Origin of the sequence: Halorubrum californiense DSM 19288, from assembly GCF_000336875.1 — an archaeon.
GTDB classification, from domain to species: Archaea; Halobacteriota; Halobacteria; order Halobacteriales; family Haloferacaceae; genus Halorubrum; species Halorubrum californiense.
Genome location: NZ_AOJK01000024.1, coordinates 1 through 16,909 on the forward strand (window position 1 = coordinate 1; position 16,909 = coordinate 16,909).

At 67.3% G+C, this 16,909-nt stretch carries 17 protein-coding genes; 9 read left to right on the forward strand and 8 right to left on the reverse strand.

Annotated features, from left to right (window positions below):
* The first annotated feature begins 4 nt into the window (after positions 1-4).
* Positions 5-1,909: a helicase C-terminal domain-containing protein gene (locus tag C463_RS04670; RefSeq protein WP_049905534.1), complete on the forward strand. Its 1,905-nt coding sequence runs from the start codon at positions 5-7 to the stop codon at positions 1,907-1,909.
* Between the two features lie 106 nt (positions 1,910-2,015).
* Here the strand turns inward: C463_RS04670 and C463_RS18950 are convergent, their stop codons facing one another.
* Complete coding sequence (locus C463_RS18950; protein ID WP_158294490.1) at positions 2,016-2,186, reverse strand: hypothetical protein; 171 nt, start codon at positions 2,184-2,186, stop codon at positions 2,016-2,018.
* A gap of 83 nt (positions 2,187-2,269) precedes the next feature.
* Here C463_RS18950 and C463_RS04675 point away from each other — a divergent pair, with 83 nt between their 5' ends.
* Positions 2,270-2,461: a UPF0175 family protein gene (locus C463_RS04675; protein WP_008441523.1), complete on the forward strand. Its 192-nt coding sequence runs from the start codon at positions 2,270-2,272 to the stop codon at positions 2,459-2,461.
* A 128-nt stretch (positions 2,462-2,589) separates the two neighbouring features.
* Here the strand turns inward: C463_RS04675 and C463_RS04680 are convergent, their stop codons facing one another.
* On the reverse strand, positions 2,590-3,735 hold the full coding sequence (locus C463_RS04680) for a 60S ribosomal export protein NMD3 (RefSeq protein WP_008441525.1): 1,146 nt from the start codon (positions 3,733-3,735) through the stop codon (positions 2,590-2,592).
* 141 nt (positions 3,736-3,876) lie between these two features.
* Here C463_RS04680 and C463_RS04685 point away from each other — a divergent pair, with 141 nt between their 5' ends.
* The 5 genes from C463_RS04685 to C463_RS04705 all read left to right on the forward strand — a co-directional run bounded on the left by C463_RS04685 (position 3,877) and on the right by C463_RS04705 (position 7,885).
* Positions 3,877-4,230 (forward strand): DNA-binding protein, encoded by a 354-nt coding sequence (locus tag C463_RS04685; protein WP_008441527.1) that lies wholly within the window; start codon positions 3,877-3,879, stop codon positions 4,228-4,230.
* On the forward strand, positions 4,231-4,824 hold the full coding sequence (locus tag C463_RS04690) for a DUF7411 family protein (RefSeq protein ID WP_008441529.1): 594 nt from the start codon (positions 4,231-4,233) through the stop codon (positions 4,822-4,824).
* Between the two features lie 48 nt (positions 4,825-4,872).
* Positions 4,873-5,328 carry a DUF892 family protein gene (locus tag C463_RS04695; protein WP_008441530.1) on the forward strand — a complete coding sequence of 152 codons (456 nt, stop codon included), beginning with the start codon at positions 4,873-4,875 and terminating at the stop codon, positions 5,326-5,328.
* Between the two features lie 104 nt (positions 5,329-5,432).
* Positions 5,433-6,755, forward strand: a complete 1,323-nt coding sequence (gene hisS / locus C463_RS04700; RefSeq protein ID WP_008441531.1) for a histidine--tRNA ligase — start codon at positions 5,433-5,435, stop codon at positions 6,753-6,755.
* A 53-nt stretch (positions 6,756-6,808) separates the two neighbouring features.
* Positions 6,809-7,885 carry a CNNM domain-containing protein gene (locus C463_RS04705; protein WP_008441532.1) on the forward strand — a complete coding sequence of 359 codons (1,077 nt, stop codon included), beginning with the start codon at positions 6,809-6,811 and terminating at the stop codon, positions 7,883-7,885.
* A 45-nt stretch (positions 7,886-7,930) separates the two neighbouring features.
* Here C463_RS04705 and C463_RS04710 read toward each other — a convergent pair whose 3' ends face one another.
* The 6 genes from C463_RS04710 to C463_RS04735 form a co-directional block, all read right to left on the reverse strand.
* Positions 7,931-8,716, reverse strand: coding sequence for an ABC transporter ATP-binding protein (locus tag C463_RS04710; protein ID WP_008441533.1), 786 nt, complete (start codon positions 8,714-8,716; stop codon positions 7,931-7,933).
* Positions 8,713-9,678 (reverse strand): ABC transporter ATP-binding protein, encoded by a 966-nt coding sequence (locus C463_RS04715; RefSeq protein WP_008441535.1) that lies wholly within the window; start codon positions 9,676-9,678, stop codon positions 8,713-8,715. The genes C463_RS04710 and C463_RS04715 overlap by 4 nt, the downstream gene beginning before the upstream one ends.
* On the reverse strand, positions 9,671-11,020 hold the full coding sequence (locus C463_RS04720) for a branched-chain amino acid ABC transporter permease (RefSeq protein WP_008441538.1): 1,350 nt from the start codon (positions 11,018-11,020) through the stop codon (positions 9,671-9,673). The genes C463_RS04715 and C463_RS04720 overlap by 8 nt, the downstream gene beginning before the upstream one ends.
* Positions 11,017-12,138: a branched-chain amino acid ABC transporter permease gene (locus C463_RS04725; protein ID WP_008441539.1), complete on the reverse strand. Its 1,122-nt coding sequence runs from the start codon at positions 12,136-12,138 to the stop codon at positions 11,017-11,019. Before C463_RS04725 ends, C463_RS04720 begins: the two co-directional genes overlap by 4 nt.
* Positions 12,139-12,283: 145 nt before the next feature.
* Positions 12,284-13,222, reverse strand: a complete 939-nt coding sequence (lipA, locus tag C463_RS04730) for a lipoyl synthase (RefSeq protein WP_008441540.1) — start codon at positions 13,220-13,222, stop codon at positions 12,284-12,286.
* A 95-nt stretch (positions 13,223-13,317) separates the two neighbouring features.
* The gene (locus C463_RS04735; RefSeq protein ID WP_008441542.1) at positions 13,318-14,319 is read right to left on the reverse strand and encodes a hypothetical protein; all 1,002 of its coding nucleotides are present in this window, start codon (positions 14,317-14,319) and stop codon (positions 13,318-13,320) included.
* A 148-nt stretch (positions 14,320-14,467) separates the two neighbouring features.
* Between C463_RS04735 and C463_RS04740 the strand changes: the two genes are divergently transcribed.
* Positions 14,468-14,884 (forward strand): dual specificity protein phosphatase family protein, encoded by a 417-nt coding sequence (locus C463_RS04740; RefSeq protein WP_008441543.1) that lies wholly within the window; start codon positions 14,468-14,470, stop codon positions 14,882-14,884.
* A 75-nt stretch (positions 14,885-14,959) separates the two neighbouring features.
* On the forward strand, positions 14,960-16,309 hold the full coding sequence (locus tag C463_RS17450; RefSeq protein ID WP_080510766.1) for a tyrosine-type recombinase/integrase: 1,350 nt from the start codon (positions 14,960-14,962) through the stop codon (positions 16,307-16,309).
* The last annotated feature ends 600 nt before the right edge of the window (positions 16,310-16,909 follow it).

Below are 16,909 nucleotides of genomic sequence, written 5' to 3' on the forward strand. Positions count from 1 at the left end.
TCGTGTGGACCCGAGCCGGATCCCCGCCGAGTTCCCCGCGCCGAGCTTCCGCGGGGCCCAAGAGCAGGCCCTCGCCGACATCCGCGACGCCTTCGCCGCCGGCAACCGGGTCGTGCTGGTGCGCGCGCCGACGGGCAGCGGCAAGTCGCTGCTCGCCCGGGCGATCATGGGCGCGGCCGCGAAGGCGGGCGAGGCGGCCCCCAGCGAGGCGACCGGCGCCTACTACACGACCCCGCAGGTGTCGCAGATCGACGACGTCGAGGCCGACGACCTCCTCGACGACCTGGCGGTGATCCGCGGGAAGTCGAACTACGACTGCGTGCTCCCGGGCGAACACGACACGCCCGTGAACCGCGCCCCCTGTGCGCGCCAGCAGGGGTTCGACTGCTCGATCCGACACCGCTGCCCGTACTTCTCCGACCGCGCCATCGCCTCCGGCAACCGCTTCGCCGCGATGACGCTCGCGTACTTCATGCGCACCGCCGGCTCCGAGGTGTTCCGGAAGCGAGACGTGGTCGTCATCGACGAGGCCCACGGCCTCGCGGAGTGGGCCGAGATGTACGCCACCATCGAGATATCGCCGGAGCGCGTCCCGGTGTGGGATTCGGTCGGCGTCCCCGACGTCGCGGCCGACGCGGGCCCCGAGGAGGACGCGCTCGACCGGACCGCGCGGTTCGTCGAGGCGCTGCGCGACGTGTCGATCCGCGCGAAGGACGACTTGGTCGGCCGCCCCGAACTCGACCGCGAGGAGGTCGCCCGCCGCGACCGGCTTCAGGAGCTGATCAGCGAACTCGGCTGGTTCCTCGAGGACTACCGCGACCCGGAGTCGCCGACCTCGTGGGTCGTCGATCAGCCGGGCGGCGAGGGGTCGACGATGGAGATCAAGCCGCTCGACCCCGCGCGATACCTCAGACACACGGTGTGGGACCGCGGGAACCGGTTCGCGCTGCTGTCCGCGACCATCCTCTCGAAGGAGGCGTTCTGCCGCGGCGTCGGCCTCGACCCCGCCGACGTCGCCCTCGTCGACGTCGAGCACACGTTCCCGCTCGCGAACCGGCCGCTGTACGACGTGACGCAGGGGTCGATGACGTACGAACACCGCGACGAGACGGTGCCGGAGATCGCCCGCCTGATCGTCCGGCTGATGGCCGAACACCCCGACGAGAAGGGACTGATCCACGCGCACTCGTACGACATCGCGGAGCGGATCACGGAGCGCCTCGGCGAGTTCGGCGTCGCCGCGCGCGTCAGGCGCCACGACCGAGAGAACCGGGACGCCGAACTGGAGGCGTGGAAGGCGAGCGCGGACCCGGAGGTGTTCGTCTCCGTGAAGATGGAGGAGGCGCTGGACCTGAAGGGGGACCTCTGTCGCTGGCAGGTCGTGTGCAAGGCCCCGTACCGGAACACGAACGACTCGCGGGTCGCCCGCCGGCTGGCGGACGGCCAGTGGGCCTGGTACCACCGTACGGCGCTGCGAACCGTCATTCAGGCGTGCGGGCGGGTCGTCCGCGCGCCCGACGACCACGGCGCGACGTACCTCGCCGACGACTCCCTCCTCGACCTCTTCGAACGCGCCGCGGCCGACACGCCCGACTGGTTCCGCGACCAAGTCGACGCGATGACGACCCCGTCGCTGCCGGCGGTCGATCCGGAGGCGGCACTGGCCGGCATCAACGCGTCGCCGTCCGGCGGCGCGGGGGCGGGACGGCGGCGGAGTCGCCGTTCGGGCGGGTCGGCGGGCGCGAACGCGGGTCACTCGTCTCGCGGCGAGGAGGGCTCGGAGGCCGGCGACGGCGACCCGACCGCCGAGGGCGGAACGGCCGGCGACGAGTCGGTCCGGACCCGCTCCGAGCGGGACGCGGAGCGCCGGCAGGATCACCCGCTGTCGGACGTGTGGGGCGACGGCTGACGCGGACTCGAATCCGGGAGTGACGGCAAGTGGAGACCGAACTCACCGAGCAGCGGCGGCTGATCGACGCGAAGCGGGGACCCGTCCGCCCGGCATCGCCCGCCGGTTACAGCAGCGAGACGCCGTACGCGACCATGGAGCTCACCATGAGGAACGCGAAGAACAGCGCCATGACCTGTTGTCTGTCCATGCCGCCGTTTCGGCCGCAGAACGGTATAACTCCTGCGGGCGAGGGCCCGCGGAGCGCGAGCCATATTATCACTCCCGGGCCGATCATTCGTCAATATATATCGTATAAGGTGTATCAGGTCCCTCCATGAAGTAGTAACCTTCATAATCCCTCACGTTACTACTGGATGTATGGCCACGAACGGGCTGTCGAGTGCGCTGACGCTGTACGGTGCGCGAACCCTGACGCTGTCGCAGGCGGCCGCACAGGCAGGGCTCAGCGAAGCCGAATTCATCGAGCAGCTCGAACGCCGCGGCATCGAGGTAACCGACTCCGAGCGCGCCGCAGCGCTCGGCCGCGAACAGCCCGCCCGCGCCGACTGAGCGTCTCCCGTCCCCGCTGACGACGTCGACACGCCGACCCGGCTTTCCGGCTCTCTTCCACGACCGATCAGTTCTGCCTCTCGCGTGAGCTATTCCCGGGAGGCGTTCGACGCGGTTCGCGAGCGGTTTCAGTCTCGATCCGGCGCCGACTCGACGGTCGTTTCGGTCCCCGCTTCCGGCACGAGGTGAACGTCGCCGCCGTGTTCGAACGCGAGGACCGAGTCCGCGTTCCCGTCGACGAACGCCGGGTTCGGGACGGTCTTCGCCTCGTACGTGACGGGGTCGAGCACCTGAATCGCGTTCTCGTCCTCGACGGTCACGACCGTCGTCTCCGTCGCGTCGTCGCGGGTACCGAGCCGGGTCGCGTCCGGCGCCTCCGCGTCCGCGAACGCGGAGGTGTACTCGGCGCCGGTGGCGAGCCGGACCCCCTGAAGGCGGCCGGAGACGCCGGTGACGAGGACCGGCCCGTCGCCGTCCTCGGGGTCGACTATCTCGCCTTCCGCGTACTTCGGCAGCCGGACCGCGAAGGTGACGCGGTACACCTCGTTGCCGTCGCCGTCCTCGGTGACGAGCGTCGGGTACGACTCGAAGCTCCCGCCGAGCGACTCGGTGATCCGCGTCGCGACGTTCTGCGCGAGCCGGTTCGACGAGAGCTTGACGTCCGGCCCGTCGTCGGTCTCGTTCACCTCGGTGATGAACGCCTCGCGGTCGCCGTCGGCCTCCTGGTCGGCCACGTACGTCTCCGCGATGTCGAGCGCCTCCGCGCGCTCCGCGGGCGTGAGGTCCCGCTCGTCCGCGCGGACCTGAACGATCCCCGCGTAGTAGCCGCCGGCGATGCGCCCGCAGCGGTCGCAGGTCCCGCGCGATATCTTCACGGGGACGGTGACCTCCGCGGAGCGCAGAGTACCGTGGACGACGCCCGAGAAGCGGCAGTGCATCCGGACGTTGTTCTCGTCGACCTGCTCCGGCTCGACGCCCCACTCGACGTCCTCGGCGTCGACGTGGACGCCCAGCGCCTCCGCGACCTCGTCGACGGCGACGTCGGTGTAGTCGCGCGCGCCGACGTCGCGCCACGACTCGCCGCGCCTCACCGCGCCGCAGCCGGAACAGACCAGCACCTCGATCCGGTCCGGCGCGTCGACCAGGTCGAAGTCCTCGAAGTAGCAGTCGTCGCAGAGCAGCGCGTCTCGCCCGCGCGGCTCGCCCGGAAGGGGGTCGCGCCGCTCGGGGACCGGGTCGCCGCAGCGCGGACAGAACTCCCGCGACTCGCTCATTGGAGGCGGCTACGCCGAGGATCCGTTTAAACGGCGCGGACCGCCCCCGTCGCGGCCGACGAGCGCGAGGCCGAATCCGGCCGGCCTGCGCGGGTCGCGACCTCCGAAATGGTTTTTCGCACGGACCGAGAACGGGGGCGTATGAGCGGCAACCCCGACGACGAACGGCTCGAGGAACTGCGCGAACAGAAGATGGAGGAGCTCCGCGAGCGACAGGGGGGCGAGGGCGACGCCGCCGAGGCCCAACAGGAGGCCCAGGAGCGCGCCGAGGCCCAGCAGGAGGCGGTGTTGAAACAGCACCTGACCGACGGCGCGCGCCAGCGGCTCAACGCGGTCGAGATGTCGAAGCCGCAGTTCGGCGAGAAGGTGAAACAGCAGGTCGCCGCGCTGGCACAGAGCGGACGCGTTCAGGGACAGATCGACGAAGACCAGATGCGAGAGCTCCTCAAGGAGCTCCAGCCCGAACAGAAGAGCTTCGACATCCGCCACCGGTAGATGGAGCTCGCGCTGCTGTACAGCGGGGGGAAAGACTCCTCGCTCGCCGCCCACCTCCTCGACCGGTTCTACGACGTCCGCTGCGTCACCGGCAGCTTCGGGCTCACGGACGACTGGGAGCACGCCGAGCGGGCGGCCGCCGAACTCGGGTTCCCGTTCGAGCGCGTCGCCCTCGACCGCGAGGTGGCCGAGAGCGCCGCCGAGACCATGGTCGCGGACGGCTACCCCCGAAACGGGATCCAGCGCGTCCACGAGCACGCGCTGGAGACTATCGCCGCGCTCGACGTCGACGCCATCGCGGACGGCACCCGCCGCGACGACCGCGTCCCCACGGTGTCGCGGGCGCAGGCGCAGAGCCTCGAAGACCGCAACGGCGTCGACTACATCTCCCCGCTCTCCGGGTTCGGCCGCCACGCCGTCGACCAGCTCGTCGACGCCACCTTCGACGTCCAGCAGGGGCCGAGCGAGGAGGTTCCGAAGGCGGACTACGAGGACGAACTTCGGACGCTCATCGCCGACGAGTACGGCGAAGAGACCGTCGGCGACGTGTTCCCGGACCACGACCAGACGTACGTCCACGGCCGGAACGACTGATCGACTGCGGCCGGAACTACTTTCGACCCCGCGAGCGTAGCGCCAAGTATGTCATCCGAACGAGTCGTCGACCTGCTCAGGACGGCGTACGCCGACGAGATCGAGACCGTGATGAACTACCAGACGAACGCGATCGTCTTCGACGGCGTCCGCGCCGAGGAGATCAAAGAGAGCCTCAAACAGGACGTCCAGGAGGAGCTCGGCCACGCCGAACAGCTCGGCCAGCGGCTCAAACAGCTCGACGCGCGCCCGCCCGGCTCCGCCGAGTTCACGGCCGGGCAGGAGTCGCTCCAGCCGCCCGAAGACTCGACGGACGTGTTGGCCGTCATCAACGGCGTACTCGACGCCGAGGCGGACGCGATCGCGACGTACCGGGACCTGATCGACGCCGCCGAAGCGGCCGACGACCCGGTCACCGAGGACCTCGCCGTGACGCTCCTCTCGGACGAGGAGGCCCACCGGACCGAGTTCCGCGGGTTCCAGAAGGAGTATCAGCGCGAGTAGACGGGCACGGAGTCGCGGCTCCCGGGCCGCGACCGCGCTCGTCGGCCCCGCTTATCCCGCCCCGAAAGGATGGTTTCAAGCGGGCGCTCGCCGAAGCGACGCCCATGTACGACGGCCTCAAGGGATTCCGAGATTTCTACCCCGGCGAGCAGTCCGCTCGCCGCGAGGTGACGGACGCGATCGAGGACGCCGCGAGCAGACACGGCTTCCGCGAGATCGCCACCCCCGCCTTGGAGCGGACGGAGATGTACGTCGACAAGTCCGGCGAGGAGATCGTCGAGGAGCTGTACGCCTTCGACGACAAGGGCGGCCGCGGCGTCTCGATGACGCCGGAGCTCACGCCCACCGTCGCCCGGATGGTCGTCGAGAAGGGTCAGGAGCTGTCGAAGCCGATCAAGTGGGTCTCCACCCGGCCGTTCTGGCGCTACGAGCAGGTCCAGCAGGGTCGCTTCCGCGAGTTCTACCAGACGAACATCGACGTGTTCGGCTCCTCGGCGCCCGAGGCCGACGCCGAGGTGCTCGCGGTCGCCGCCGACGCCCTGACCGACCTCGGGCTCACCGGCGACGACTTCGAGTTCCGCGTCTCGCACCGCGACATCCTCGGCGGCCTCGTCCGCTCGCTCGCCGCCGACCCCGACGCCGTCGACACCGCCGCCGCGATCCGCGCGGTCGACAAGCGCGCGAAGGTCGACGACGGCGAGTACGTCGGCCTCCTCTCCGACGCGGGGCTCGCCCGCGACACGGCGCGCGACTTCGACGATCTCATCTCTGACGCCGAGACGGTCGACGACCTCGACGCGGTCGCCGAGGCGGGCGACGAGTCGGTCGAGGACGCGGTCGAGAACCTCCGGAACGTCCTCGCCGCCGCCGACGACTTCGGCGCGGGCGAGTTCTGCGAGGTGTCGCTGACGACCGCCCGCGGGCTCGACTACTACACCGGGGTCGTCTTCGAGTGCTTCGACTCCACGGGCGAGGTGTCCCGCTCCGTCTTCGGCGGCGGACGCTACGACGACCTCATCGAGAGCTTCGGCGGGCAGCCCACGCCCGCGGTCGGGGTCGCCCCTGGCCACGCAACCCTCAAGCTGCTCTGTCAGCGCGCGGGCGTCTGGCCCGACGAGGAGCTTGCGACCGACTACTACGTCCTCTCGGTGGGCGACACGCGGAGCGAGGCGGCCGCGCTCGCGAGCGACCTCCGCGCGCTCGGCGACGACGTGGTCGTCGAGCAGGACGTCTCCGACCGCTCGTTCGGCGCGCAGCTCGGCTACGCCGACTCGATCAACGCCGAGACGGTCGTGGTCGTCGGCGAGCGCGACCTGGAGAACGGCGAGTACACGGTGAAGGACATGGCGAGCGGCGACGAGACAACGGTCCCGGTCGAGCAGTTCCCGCCCGAAGACGGGCTTCCGACGTCCGAGGACTACGAGTAAGCGCCGGGTCGCGGCCTGAACCCTTTTGAGGATCCGACGGGCAACGGGAGACGATGATCCCGCTCGCGACGGCGATGCCGTCGACCGAGGTCGCCCTCCGCGTGGCGGCCGGCGTCGCCCTCATCCTGATCAACGCGTACTTCGTGGCAATCGAGTTCGGCCTGACGCGGCTCCGGCAGTACCCCGAATCGGAGATGGACACTCCCGGACTGCGGCGCGCGTGGGAGATGACCGACGACCTGGAGTTCTACCTGACGACCTGTCAGGTGTGGATCTCCGGGACGAGCATCGCGCTCGGTATCGTCGCCGAGCCGGGGCTCGCGGCGCTGTTCGCCCCAATATTCGAGAACACGGCGCTCGCGTCCGCGGGCGCGGGCTCGTTCCTCGGCTTCTTCCTCATCAACATGGTCCACCTGACGCACGGCGAGCAGACGCCGACGTACCTCGGCGTCGAGCGCTCGAAGCAGGTGGCCCAGTACGGCTCCCGACCCCTCTACTGGTTCGCGTGGCTCATCTCGCCGCTGATCAAGTTCGGCGACTGGGTCGCGAAGGCCACCCTCGGACTCTTCGGCGTGGAGATGACCGGCTCGTGGACCGAGGCCGAAGAGGAGGTGTTGGAGACGCGCGCGGAGCTCCGCAACCGCCTCGGCTCGATGATGGAGGAGGTGGAACTCCCCGAGGAGCGCCGCGAGGAGGTCCTCAACGCGCTCGACGTCGGCGAACTCGCGGTTCGGGAGGTGCTGACGCCGGCCGACGAGATAATCTCGCTGTCGACGACAGTCTCCGCCGAGGAGAACCTCGACCGGATCCGCGACACCCCGCACAGCCGGTTCCCACTCGTCGGCGACGACCCGAACGAGTTCGAGGGGATCGTGTACGCCCCGTCGATCGTGAGCCGCTTCGACGAGCTCCGCGACGGCGACCTGGCGTTCGCGGACGTCGCGGCCCCGCCGATGACGGTGTCGGCGGACGCGAGCGTCAGCGACGCCTTCGACAGGTTCCAGGCGGAGTCGCAGGAGCTCGCCCTGGTGGTCGAGGACGGCGAGGTCGTCGGGCTGCTCACCGCCACCGACGCGATGGAGGCGGTGATGGGTCAGCTGGAGGACCCGCTCGACGCCGGCAATTTATAAAAACGGCGCAGTGGCGTCGCCGGCGGTTCCGGCGGGCTCCGCCGCCTATCCGCCGAGGAAGTCGCGGCGCACGTCCTCGTCGGAGAGCAACACCTCGCCGCGGTCGGTGTACCGGTTCTCGCCGTTCACCAGCACGTAGCCGCGGTCGCAGCGCCGCAGCGCCTCCTTCGCGTTCTGCTCGACCATCAGCACCGCCGTCCCGTTCTCGTTGATCCGGTCGATCCGGTCGAACATGTCCGAGACGAGGTCCGGGGCGAGCCCGGCCGAGGGCTCGTCGAGCAGCAGGAGGTCGGGGTCGAGCATGAGCGCCCGCCCCATCGCGACCATCTGCCGCTGGCCGCCGGAGAGCGTCCCCGCCTTCTGGTCGCTGCGCTCGCGGAGGATGGGGAACCGGTCGTAGATCGTCTCGATCTGGTCTTCGGGCACCTCGTCGAGGATGTACGCGCCCATCTCGAGGTTCTCGCGGACGCTGAGCCCGGGGAACACGTTGTCGTTCTGCGGGACGAACCCGATCCCCTCGCGGATGATCTGCTCGGGCGCGAGCCCCTGAATCGACCGCCCCTCGAACTCGACGGTGCCGCCCATGTGCGTCGTGAGTCCGAAGACGGTCTTCATCACCGTCGACTTGCCGGCGCCGTTGGGGCCGACGATGGTGACGTACTCCTCGTCCGCGACGTCGAGGACCACGTCGGTGAGGATCTGGAGGTCGCCGTAGCCGGCGTCGAGGTCGCGGATGCGGAGGATCGCGTCGTCGTCGATCGCGTGGTCGGTGCCGGCGGTAGCGGCCGCATCCGTCTCGTTGTCGGCCGATTCCGCCTCGTCGACGCTCATAGGTCCTCCCCCAGGTACGCCTCGATGACCCGCTCGTCGTTCCGTATCTCGTCGCCGGTCCCCTCGGCGAGCACGCTCCCCTGATGCATGACGATGACGCGTTCGCAGTTCTCCATGATGATGTCCATGTCGTGTTCGACGAGCAGGAAGGTGTAGCCGTCCGCACGCAGGTCGTGGATTCGGTCCAACAGCTTCTCTTCGAGGGTCGGGTTGACCCCGGCGAGCGGCTCGTCGAGCAGCACCATCTCGGGGTCGGTCATCAGCGCGCGGGCCATCTCCAGCAGCTTCCGCTGGCCGCCGGAGAGGTTCCCCGCGTGTTCGTGCGCGAGGTGGTCGATCTCGAAGAACTCCAGCGTCTCCCAGGCCCGCTCGCGGAGTTCGGTCTCCTCCTCGACCACCGCGCCGCGGAGCCCGGGCGTCACCGCGCGGATCGCGGACTCGCCGAGCTGCCCCTGCGGCGCGAGCATGAGGTTCTCGAGGACGGTCATCTCGCCGAGTTCCCGGGCGATCTGGAACGTCCGGACCATCCCCTTCCGCGCGATCTGATACGGTTTGAGGCCGGTGACGTCCTCGCCCTCGAAGTACACCTTACCGGCGGTCGGCTCGTGGACGCCCGTGATACAGTTGAACGTCGTCGACTTCCCGGCGCCGTTCGGGCCGATGAGCCCCGTCAGCGACCCGGACTCCACCTCGAAGGAGGCGCCGTCGACGGCGGTGACGCCGCCGAACCGCTTGACCAGCCCCTCCACGCGGAGCGGGGGGGTCCCCGAGGGGGACCCCGACGGGACGTGTTTCGCCGCCTCCTCGACCGCGCTGTCGTTCGCCTCCGGTTCGTCCTCGGCGCCGTCCGTCGCCGCGACGGCCTCGGCCGCGCCGAGGTCTCCGGGATCGGTCGCATCGCCCGGGTCGGCGGCGGCGTCCCCGTCCGCGGCGTCGCTCCGGTCGGGCGCGTCGCTACTCATCGGACTCACCTCCGTTCGGCCGCTCCGAGAGGTCGACGGCCGCGGCCGTCTCGATCCGGTCGCCGAGGATCCCCTCCGGCCGCCGGTGGATGATGAACACGAGGACTATCCCGAGGAAGACGAACTGGAGCGGCGCGATGTTGTCGGTCGCGTACGCGAGGAACGTCACCGGGTCGAGCGAGACGAGCGCGTCGGCGAACGACGGCGGCGTCTCCGCGTCGATGAGGCCCCGCACCACCCCGCCGACGCGCCGCGGCCCCTCGAACAGCGCCGCGGCGAAGACGATGCCGCCGAGGACGGAGCCGGTGTTCGACCCGGATCCGCCGATGATCACCGCGATGAACACGTAGAAGGTCAGGAGCGGCCGGAACTGGGGAGTGGGCGAGACGTTTCCCTGACTGCCGAACCAGAGGATGCCGGCGAGCCCCATCAGCGCGCAGCCGATGACGAACACCTTGATCTTCACGAGGTTCACGTCCTTCCCGAGCGAGTTGGCGACGAGTTCGTCCTCGCGGATCGCCTTCATCGTCCGGCCGAACGGCGAGCGGCCGAGGCGTTCGAGTATGAGGTAGAAGGCCACCAAGAACGCCGCGAGGACGGCGATGTACCCCCAGCCGATGAGTATCGGGTGGGAGATGCCGAGCCCGTCGTTCCCGAAGACGCCGAAGACGAGGTCGCCGAGCGCGGTCGGCGTCCCCGCCTGTCCGTCGACGAGGAACAGGTCGCGGACGGGGTTGTCCGGCATCCCCATCCCGCGGCCGCCGCCGGTCCCGGCGCCGATCGTGTCGCGCAGGAAGTTGTCGAAGGTGCTCGACTGGAGCGACAGGCGGATGATCTCCGAGAGCCCGAGCGTCACGATCGCGAGGTAGTCGGCCTTGAGTCGGAGCGCCGGCAGGGCCGCGACCGCGCCGAGCAGCGCCGCCATCCCCATGCCGGCGACGATTCCGACCGGGAGCGGCAGTCCGAGTCCGGGCGGGCCGAACGCGGGGTCCGGCGACCGGACGACCATCCCCATCGTGTACACGCCGACGGCCATGAAGCCGGCGACGCCGATGTTGAACAGGCCGGTGTACCCCCACTGGAGGTTGAGGGCGAGCGCGGTGAGCGCGTAGACGAGTCCGAGGAACGTCAGCGTCTCCAACAGGCCGACGACGCTGTTGAGCCCGTCGGAGAACGTCAGCAGCGTCGCCGCGGCGTAGATCACGAGCAGCGTTCCGACCACGAGGCCGAGGTCGCTCTCGCGGGCGGCCTCGACCAGCGCTGCCGTGGCGCTCTCGGGCGCCTGCGGCCCGTTCGCCGGGGGCCCAGACGCGGAGCCGCCGGATGCGTCGGCGTCGCTCATGTGGTCGTCACCCCCCCGAACAGCCCCTCCGGGCGCAACAGCAGCATGAGGATCATCACGCCGAACGCCGCGGCCTGATTGAAGTCGGAGGGGATCCAGATCGTCGACGTGGTGAACACCACGCCGATGACGAGGCCGCCGGCGATGGCGCCGTACACGGAACCGATCCCACCGAGGATCACGGCCGCGAAGATGAGGAGGAGGAGGAGCCAGCCGAAGTCGAACTGGATCGTCCCGCGGAGCAGCACGTAGAGGTAGCCCGACGCGCCCGCGAGCCCACCGCCGATGATCCACGTGGCGGTGACGACGCGCTCGGCCGGAATGCCGGTGATGAGCGCGAGGTCCTTGTTGTCGGCCATCGCCCGCATCGCGGTGCCGAGCTTCGTGTGCTGGAGCATGCCGTGCATCGCGAGCATCAGTCCGAGTGCGGCCACGAGGATGGTAAGCTCGTGCGCGTTCACCGAGAGCCCGAGCGGGGCGAACGCGATGTTCGACGCCTCGACGCTGGCGGTTATGCCGCGCCGGTCGGAGCCGTAGACGAACTGGAGCAGGTAGCGGACGATGAGCGCCGCGCCGATGGAGGCGATGAGCAGGGAGATCCCGTCGCGGTCCCGCATCGGCTTGTAGAACGCGCGGTCGAGCGCCACCGCGAGGAGGGCGGTGACGACGAACGCCGCGAGCAGTCCGACGAGGATCCCGCCCGGCGTCGTGAGGATGTGCGCGCCGATGTCTCCCGGCGCGGCGTTCCCGGCGTCGCGGACCGTCAGGAGCGCGCGCGCCGGGATGTCGCCGAAGCCGGCTATCAGGAACGCGACGCCCCACCCGGAGAACGCGCCGACGCTGACGAGGTCGCCGTGCGCGAAGTTCGCGAACGAGAGGATGCTGTACGTCATCGAGAGCCCGATGCCGGCGAGCCCGATGACGAGGCCGATGACGATGCCGCTCCAGAGGTTCGAGCCGAGCCGATCGACCGAGAGCGACCCCCCGATCGGGCCGAGGCCGACCCCCGCGAGCTTCGCCGCGAGGTCGACGAGGAGCAGGCCGCCGAGGAGGGCGACGAAGAGAAGCCCCGGCCGGGCCCGCGCCGAGTCAACGATCGACGAGTCAGTTGTTCCCATGTGTACGTCTCACTGACGCAGGGTGAGTCACCGAGAGGTAAATAACTCGCTGTTCGGACAAACATCGAGACCTCGAAACCACCTGACAGCTACAGCGACTCCGCCGAAGGCCGTAATCCCCCGCCCCGGCGTTCGGAAACCCGCGTCAGTCGCCGCCCGCGGCCCGCGCTCGGCGCCGCGCGTCCTCGGGCGACCGGCCCTCGCGCACCAGCGCCTCGACGAACAGCTCTCCCGCCTTGTACGACGACCGGACCATGGCGCCCGACGCGCAGTAGAGGAAGTCGAACTCCGTCTCGGCGACCCGACGCCACGTCTCGAAGACGTCCGGGTGGACGTACTCGAACACGTCGAGGTGCGATCGGGAGGGCTGGAGGTACTGGCCGAAGGTGACCACGTCGACGCCGACCTCGCGGAGGTCGCCGAGCGTCCGGTACACCTCGTGGTCGTACTCGCCGACGCCGAGCATCAGGCTCGTCTTCGTGTGGATGTCCGATTTCTTGTCGACCCGGTCGAGGACCGAAAGCGACTGCTCGTAGTTCGCGCGGCGGTCCCGGACCGGCCACTGGAGCCGCTCGACCGTCTCGACGTTGTGGGCGATCACGTCCGGTTCCGCGTCGATGATGCGATCGATCGCCTCCGGGTCGCCCTGAAAGTCCGGGATGAGCGTCTCGACGAGAATTTCCGGGTCCCGGCGCTTGATCGCTCGGATCGTCTCGGCGAAGTGCGCCGACCCGCCGTCCGCGAGGTCGTCGCGGTCGACGGAGGTGAGGACGACGTAGTCGAGCCCGATCTCCGCGACCGCGTCCGCGACGTTGGCGGGCTCCTCGGGGTCGAGGGCCTCCATCCCGCCCGTCTCGACGTCACAGAAGTTGCAGCCGCGCGAGCAGCGGTCGCCCATGAGCATGAACGTCGCCGTTCCCGGGCCGTCCTCGCCCGACCAGCACTCGCCCATGTTCGGGCAGTTCGCCTCCTCGCAGACCGTGTGGAGGTCGCGGTCGCGCAGGGTGGACTTGATCTCGGTGAACCGACTCCCGGACGGCGGGCGCGACTTCAGCCAGTCCGGCTTCCGGCGGCCGCGTGACATGGATGGTCCTTGGCGTCCGAGCGCAAAAGGGTGCGGGTCGCCCGGGCGGATCCGGGGTCACGCCGACCGGAATCTCACGCCCCGGGGACGGAGCCTCACGCCTCCGGGACGAACACGTTCATCGACGGCGTCTGGATCCCCTGGAACTTGTTCTTCCAGTTGTACGCGATGTTCAGCACGCGCCGCCGGTTCTCGGGGGGCCCGGTCACCACGCTCACGGAGGTCCCGTCCTCCGGGATCTCGACGCGGGTGTCCTGCCAGTCGAAGCCGGCGAGCAGCGCCGATGGATTCTCGACCGACACCGTCCCGCTGTTCTTGTTTACCTCGTACAGTCGATAGGCGTCGGCTTCGAGCAGCCGCTTGATCTCGTCGAGGTCGTCGTCGAAGTGTTCGTCGAGCGCGTCGGCGGTGTGGTAGCCGCAGACGATGAGGTGCGCGAACGTCTCGACGTTGCGCGGGTTCTGGTCGGCCTCGCGGAGGTGGTCGAAGTACGCCAGCTTCTCCTCCCTATCGAGGTCGAGGATCGCGTTGACGATCCGGGCCGCCTCGCGCTCCTCTTCTGTCGCGTCCGAGTCCGCGAGGACCTCGTCCGCCCGGGACCCCGTGTTCTGGCCCCGCGACACGTCGAGGACGTTCTTGAGGTGTTTCGCGCGGTCGTACACCGCCGACTTGTACGACCAGTCGCGGACGTCGTCCGGGTAGTCGTCGAACTCGCGAAGGAGCGCCTCGCGGTCCTCGGGGAACCCGATCTCCTCGCGGAAGTCGCTCCACGCCGTCGCGTCCTCGAACAGGTCGAACTCGGTCAGCGTGTCCTGCCCGAGGTTCGCCCGCGTGCCGCCGCTGGCGACGAACTTCGCCTCGACGAACGTCTCCCCGCCGGGCGACTCGACGATGAGGTCGCCCAGCGAGTCGTAGGAGTTGCCGGCGTGGCGCACCGCGGTCAGGTCGGGGAAGTCGCTCCGGAGCCGGTCGGCGAGCGCCTCGGCGAGATCGGGTCGCCCCCGCTCTTCGAGGTCGGCGTCCGGCTCCGCGCCGTTCGCGAGCTGCGCCGTCAGCTTCTCGGTGGCCTCGACCCAGCCGCGCTCGTGTTTGCCCATGTGATGTGTCGGTCGGCGACGGGGAATAAAGGAACCGCGTGCGGGCGGCGAGCTCCCGACCGCCGTCGGTCGTCTGATAAACCGCGTCGAGAACGGCGTGCGTTTAATGCGGTCGCGGCCGAACGGCGGGCCAACGGCGTGTCTCGAAATGGATGAGGTCGCCGACGGGATCTTCGTCGGGACAGTGTCGGACGCCGAAGACGAGTCGCTGCTCCGCCGCCGCGGCGTCGACGCCGTCGTGTCGCTGACGCACGACGACCCGGACACGGGGGCCGTCGCTCGCGTCGACGCGCCGATGACGGACGGGCCGCGAAACGAGTACGACGCGTTCGCCGCCGCCGCGGAGACGGTCGTGAAGCGGCGCGAAGCCGGCCAGCGCGTCCTGATCCACTGTTCGGCCGGCGCTTCCCGCAGCCCGGCGGTCGCCGCGGCGGCGATGACGCGACTGACGGACCGGAGCCTCGGCGAGGCGTTCGAGCAGGTGCTCGCGCCGCGATCCGAAGTCGACCCGCACGACGCGCTGGTCCGGCGCGCGGCGACGTTCGCAACCGAAGGTCGAGAGTGAGACGCGGCGTCGCAGGAAGAGCCTAGGCCGGGCTATGCGCGATACGTTCAATAAGCCCTACCGCGTGTGAGAGCCATGGCAGTTGACCCGGCACGGCAAATCGAAGTTCTTCGCGGAAAGCTTGAAGCTGGTGACCGGGGGCTGAACAAACCAGACCGGACTCTCATCCTCAGATTTCTCAAGCGCATGAACCGGAGACAAGAGAACTACGGTGACTACCGCCGAATCAAACTACTCCGGCATGTCACTCGCATCAGCGAGCATACGCTGATGCCTACTCTTGAAAACTTCGCAGAGGCCCAGGAGACAGCGGTGGCAGACGTAGACTCTGATGGGGATGTCGAGACATTAATCGACAAGCTCGGCATTCTAGGCAGCGCACTTGAGTACCGTGCCGTGACCAACGCAATTGTTGATTGGGTCAACGACACCTACGACAACGAAGAGACCAACCGGGACTACCGACAGGCAACGCGAACGTTTGGCCTGGAAATGTACAACGGAGATGACATCGCCCCATCTATCTCATGGGTCAGTTCGTCATATCCACGAAATTACGACCCTACTCCCTCACGAATCGATATCCTAGAGTGGGACGATGATATCAATCCGATGATTCAAGCAGAAAGTAACGACAGAACGCGAGCTATGATGGCTCTCGCTTTCGATGCGGGGCCAAGGAGTGGAGAGCTCTATGATATGCGCGTCGGCGATATTGATGATGCAAGTATTGGTCTTATTGCGAATGTGAATGGTAAGCGAGGTCGCAGGGACGTAGAACTGATTCTAAGCGTCCCGTACCTCAACCAATGGCTCCAGAAGCATCCAAAAAAGAAAGACAAGCAAGCGTACCTCTGGATACGTCGTGACGGGGAAGGGCGCATTAGCGAACGGAGAATGTACGATGCGCTACAAGCTGCAGCCAAACGGGTGGATGTCACAAAGAAGGTCACACCCACCGCATTTCGGAAAGCCAATGCTTGCTGGCTCGCGGAAAATGGGGTGAGTGAGCCAGAAATCAACTCTCGTCAGGGACGAAAGCAAGGAAGTAGACAGATTGCACGGTACGTTGCGGACTTTGCTCCAGGGAAGAATGTAGGCTATCGAAGAATGCTCGGTATTGAAGTTGAGGAAGAAGAACAGTCCGGCCCTGGGGTTCAGCTTTGCCCTCGGTGTGATAAAGAGACACCCGAAGACCCCGTCAACTACCCTCGCTGTGTCTTCTGTGGCCAGGCACTAACCTACGAAGCAATCGACCGCGCAGAGTCTCAGGACGACGCTGTCGTCGAGCGGTCGTTTGATGAGGAACCAGATTCGGATATGTCTGAAGGACTACGAGAATTGCGAGAATTGCTCAAAGAGTTCCCCGAACTCCGTGATTCATCTGACGCACTCGATGCGGACCCCGATTCTGTCGAGTCATAACGCTTCAGAACACCAGCCATAAATTGTACCATCGGGTCAGTCGGGTCTCCTTTAGCAACCACCCGGCGCATTGCCGAAGTGGACATCTCGTCCTTATTCATTATATAAATTATTGGTGCGACATCTCATAAATACTTCTAGTTTTGAGATTTTCCTAAACCAATAGACGGCACCGACTTACTGTATGATGGAACCACAAATTTAGCAAACTTTAAGCATAGTTCTGAGGCCGGTCAAGTGCATTTTTATCGAATGTGTATCACTCACCTTAGCCATCTTTTTGAGACCACTAATTAGAGAAGTAGTTCAGAAGGCGAAAAGTATTCTAAAGAATCCTCTAATGGAATATTTCTCTTGCTAGTTAGATAATTTGATGATATATTTACGATTTTATACTACAACTGCCTATCTCACAACTCTACACGTAGTCTTAGATTATCTTGGAATACAAACTGAACCACCACATCAGCAAAGCAGTAGTACATCGTCAATACATACTATGATACCACGTATTCCGAATATTCTGGACAGCCACTTTGACAAAACTGGTGGGATGTATCAGTGTCGCGATTGTAATTCAGAACATCGCGAAGACGACAT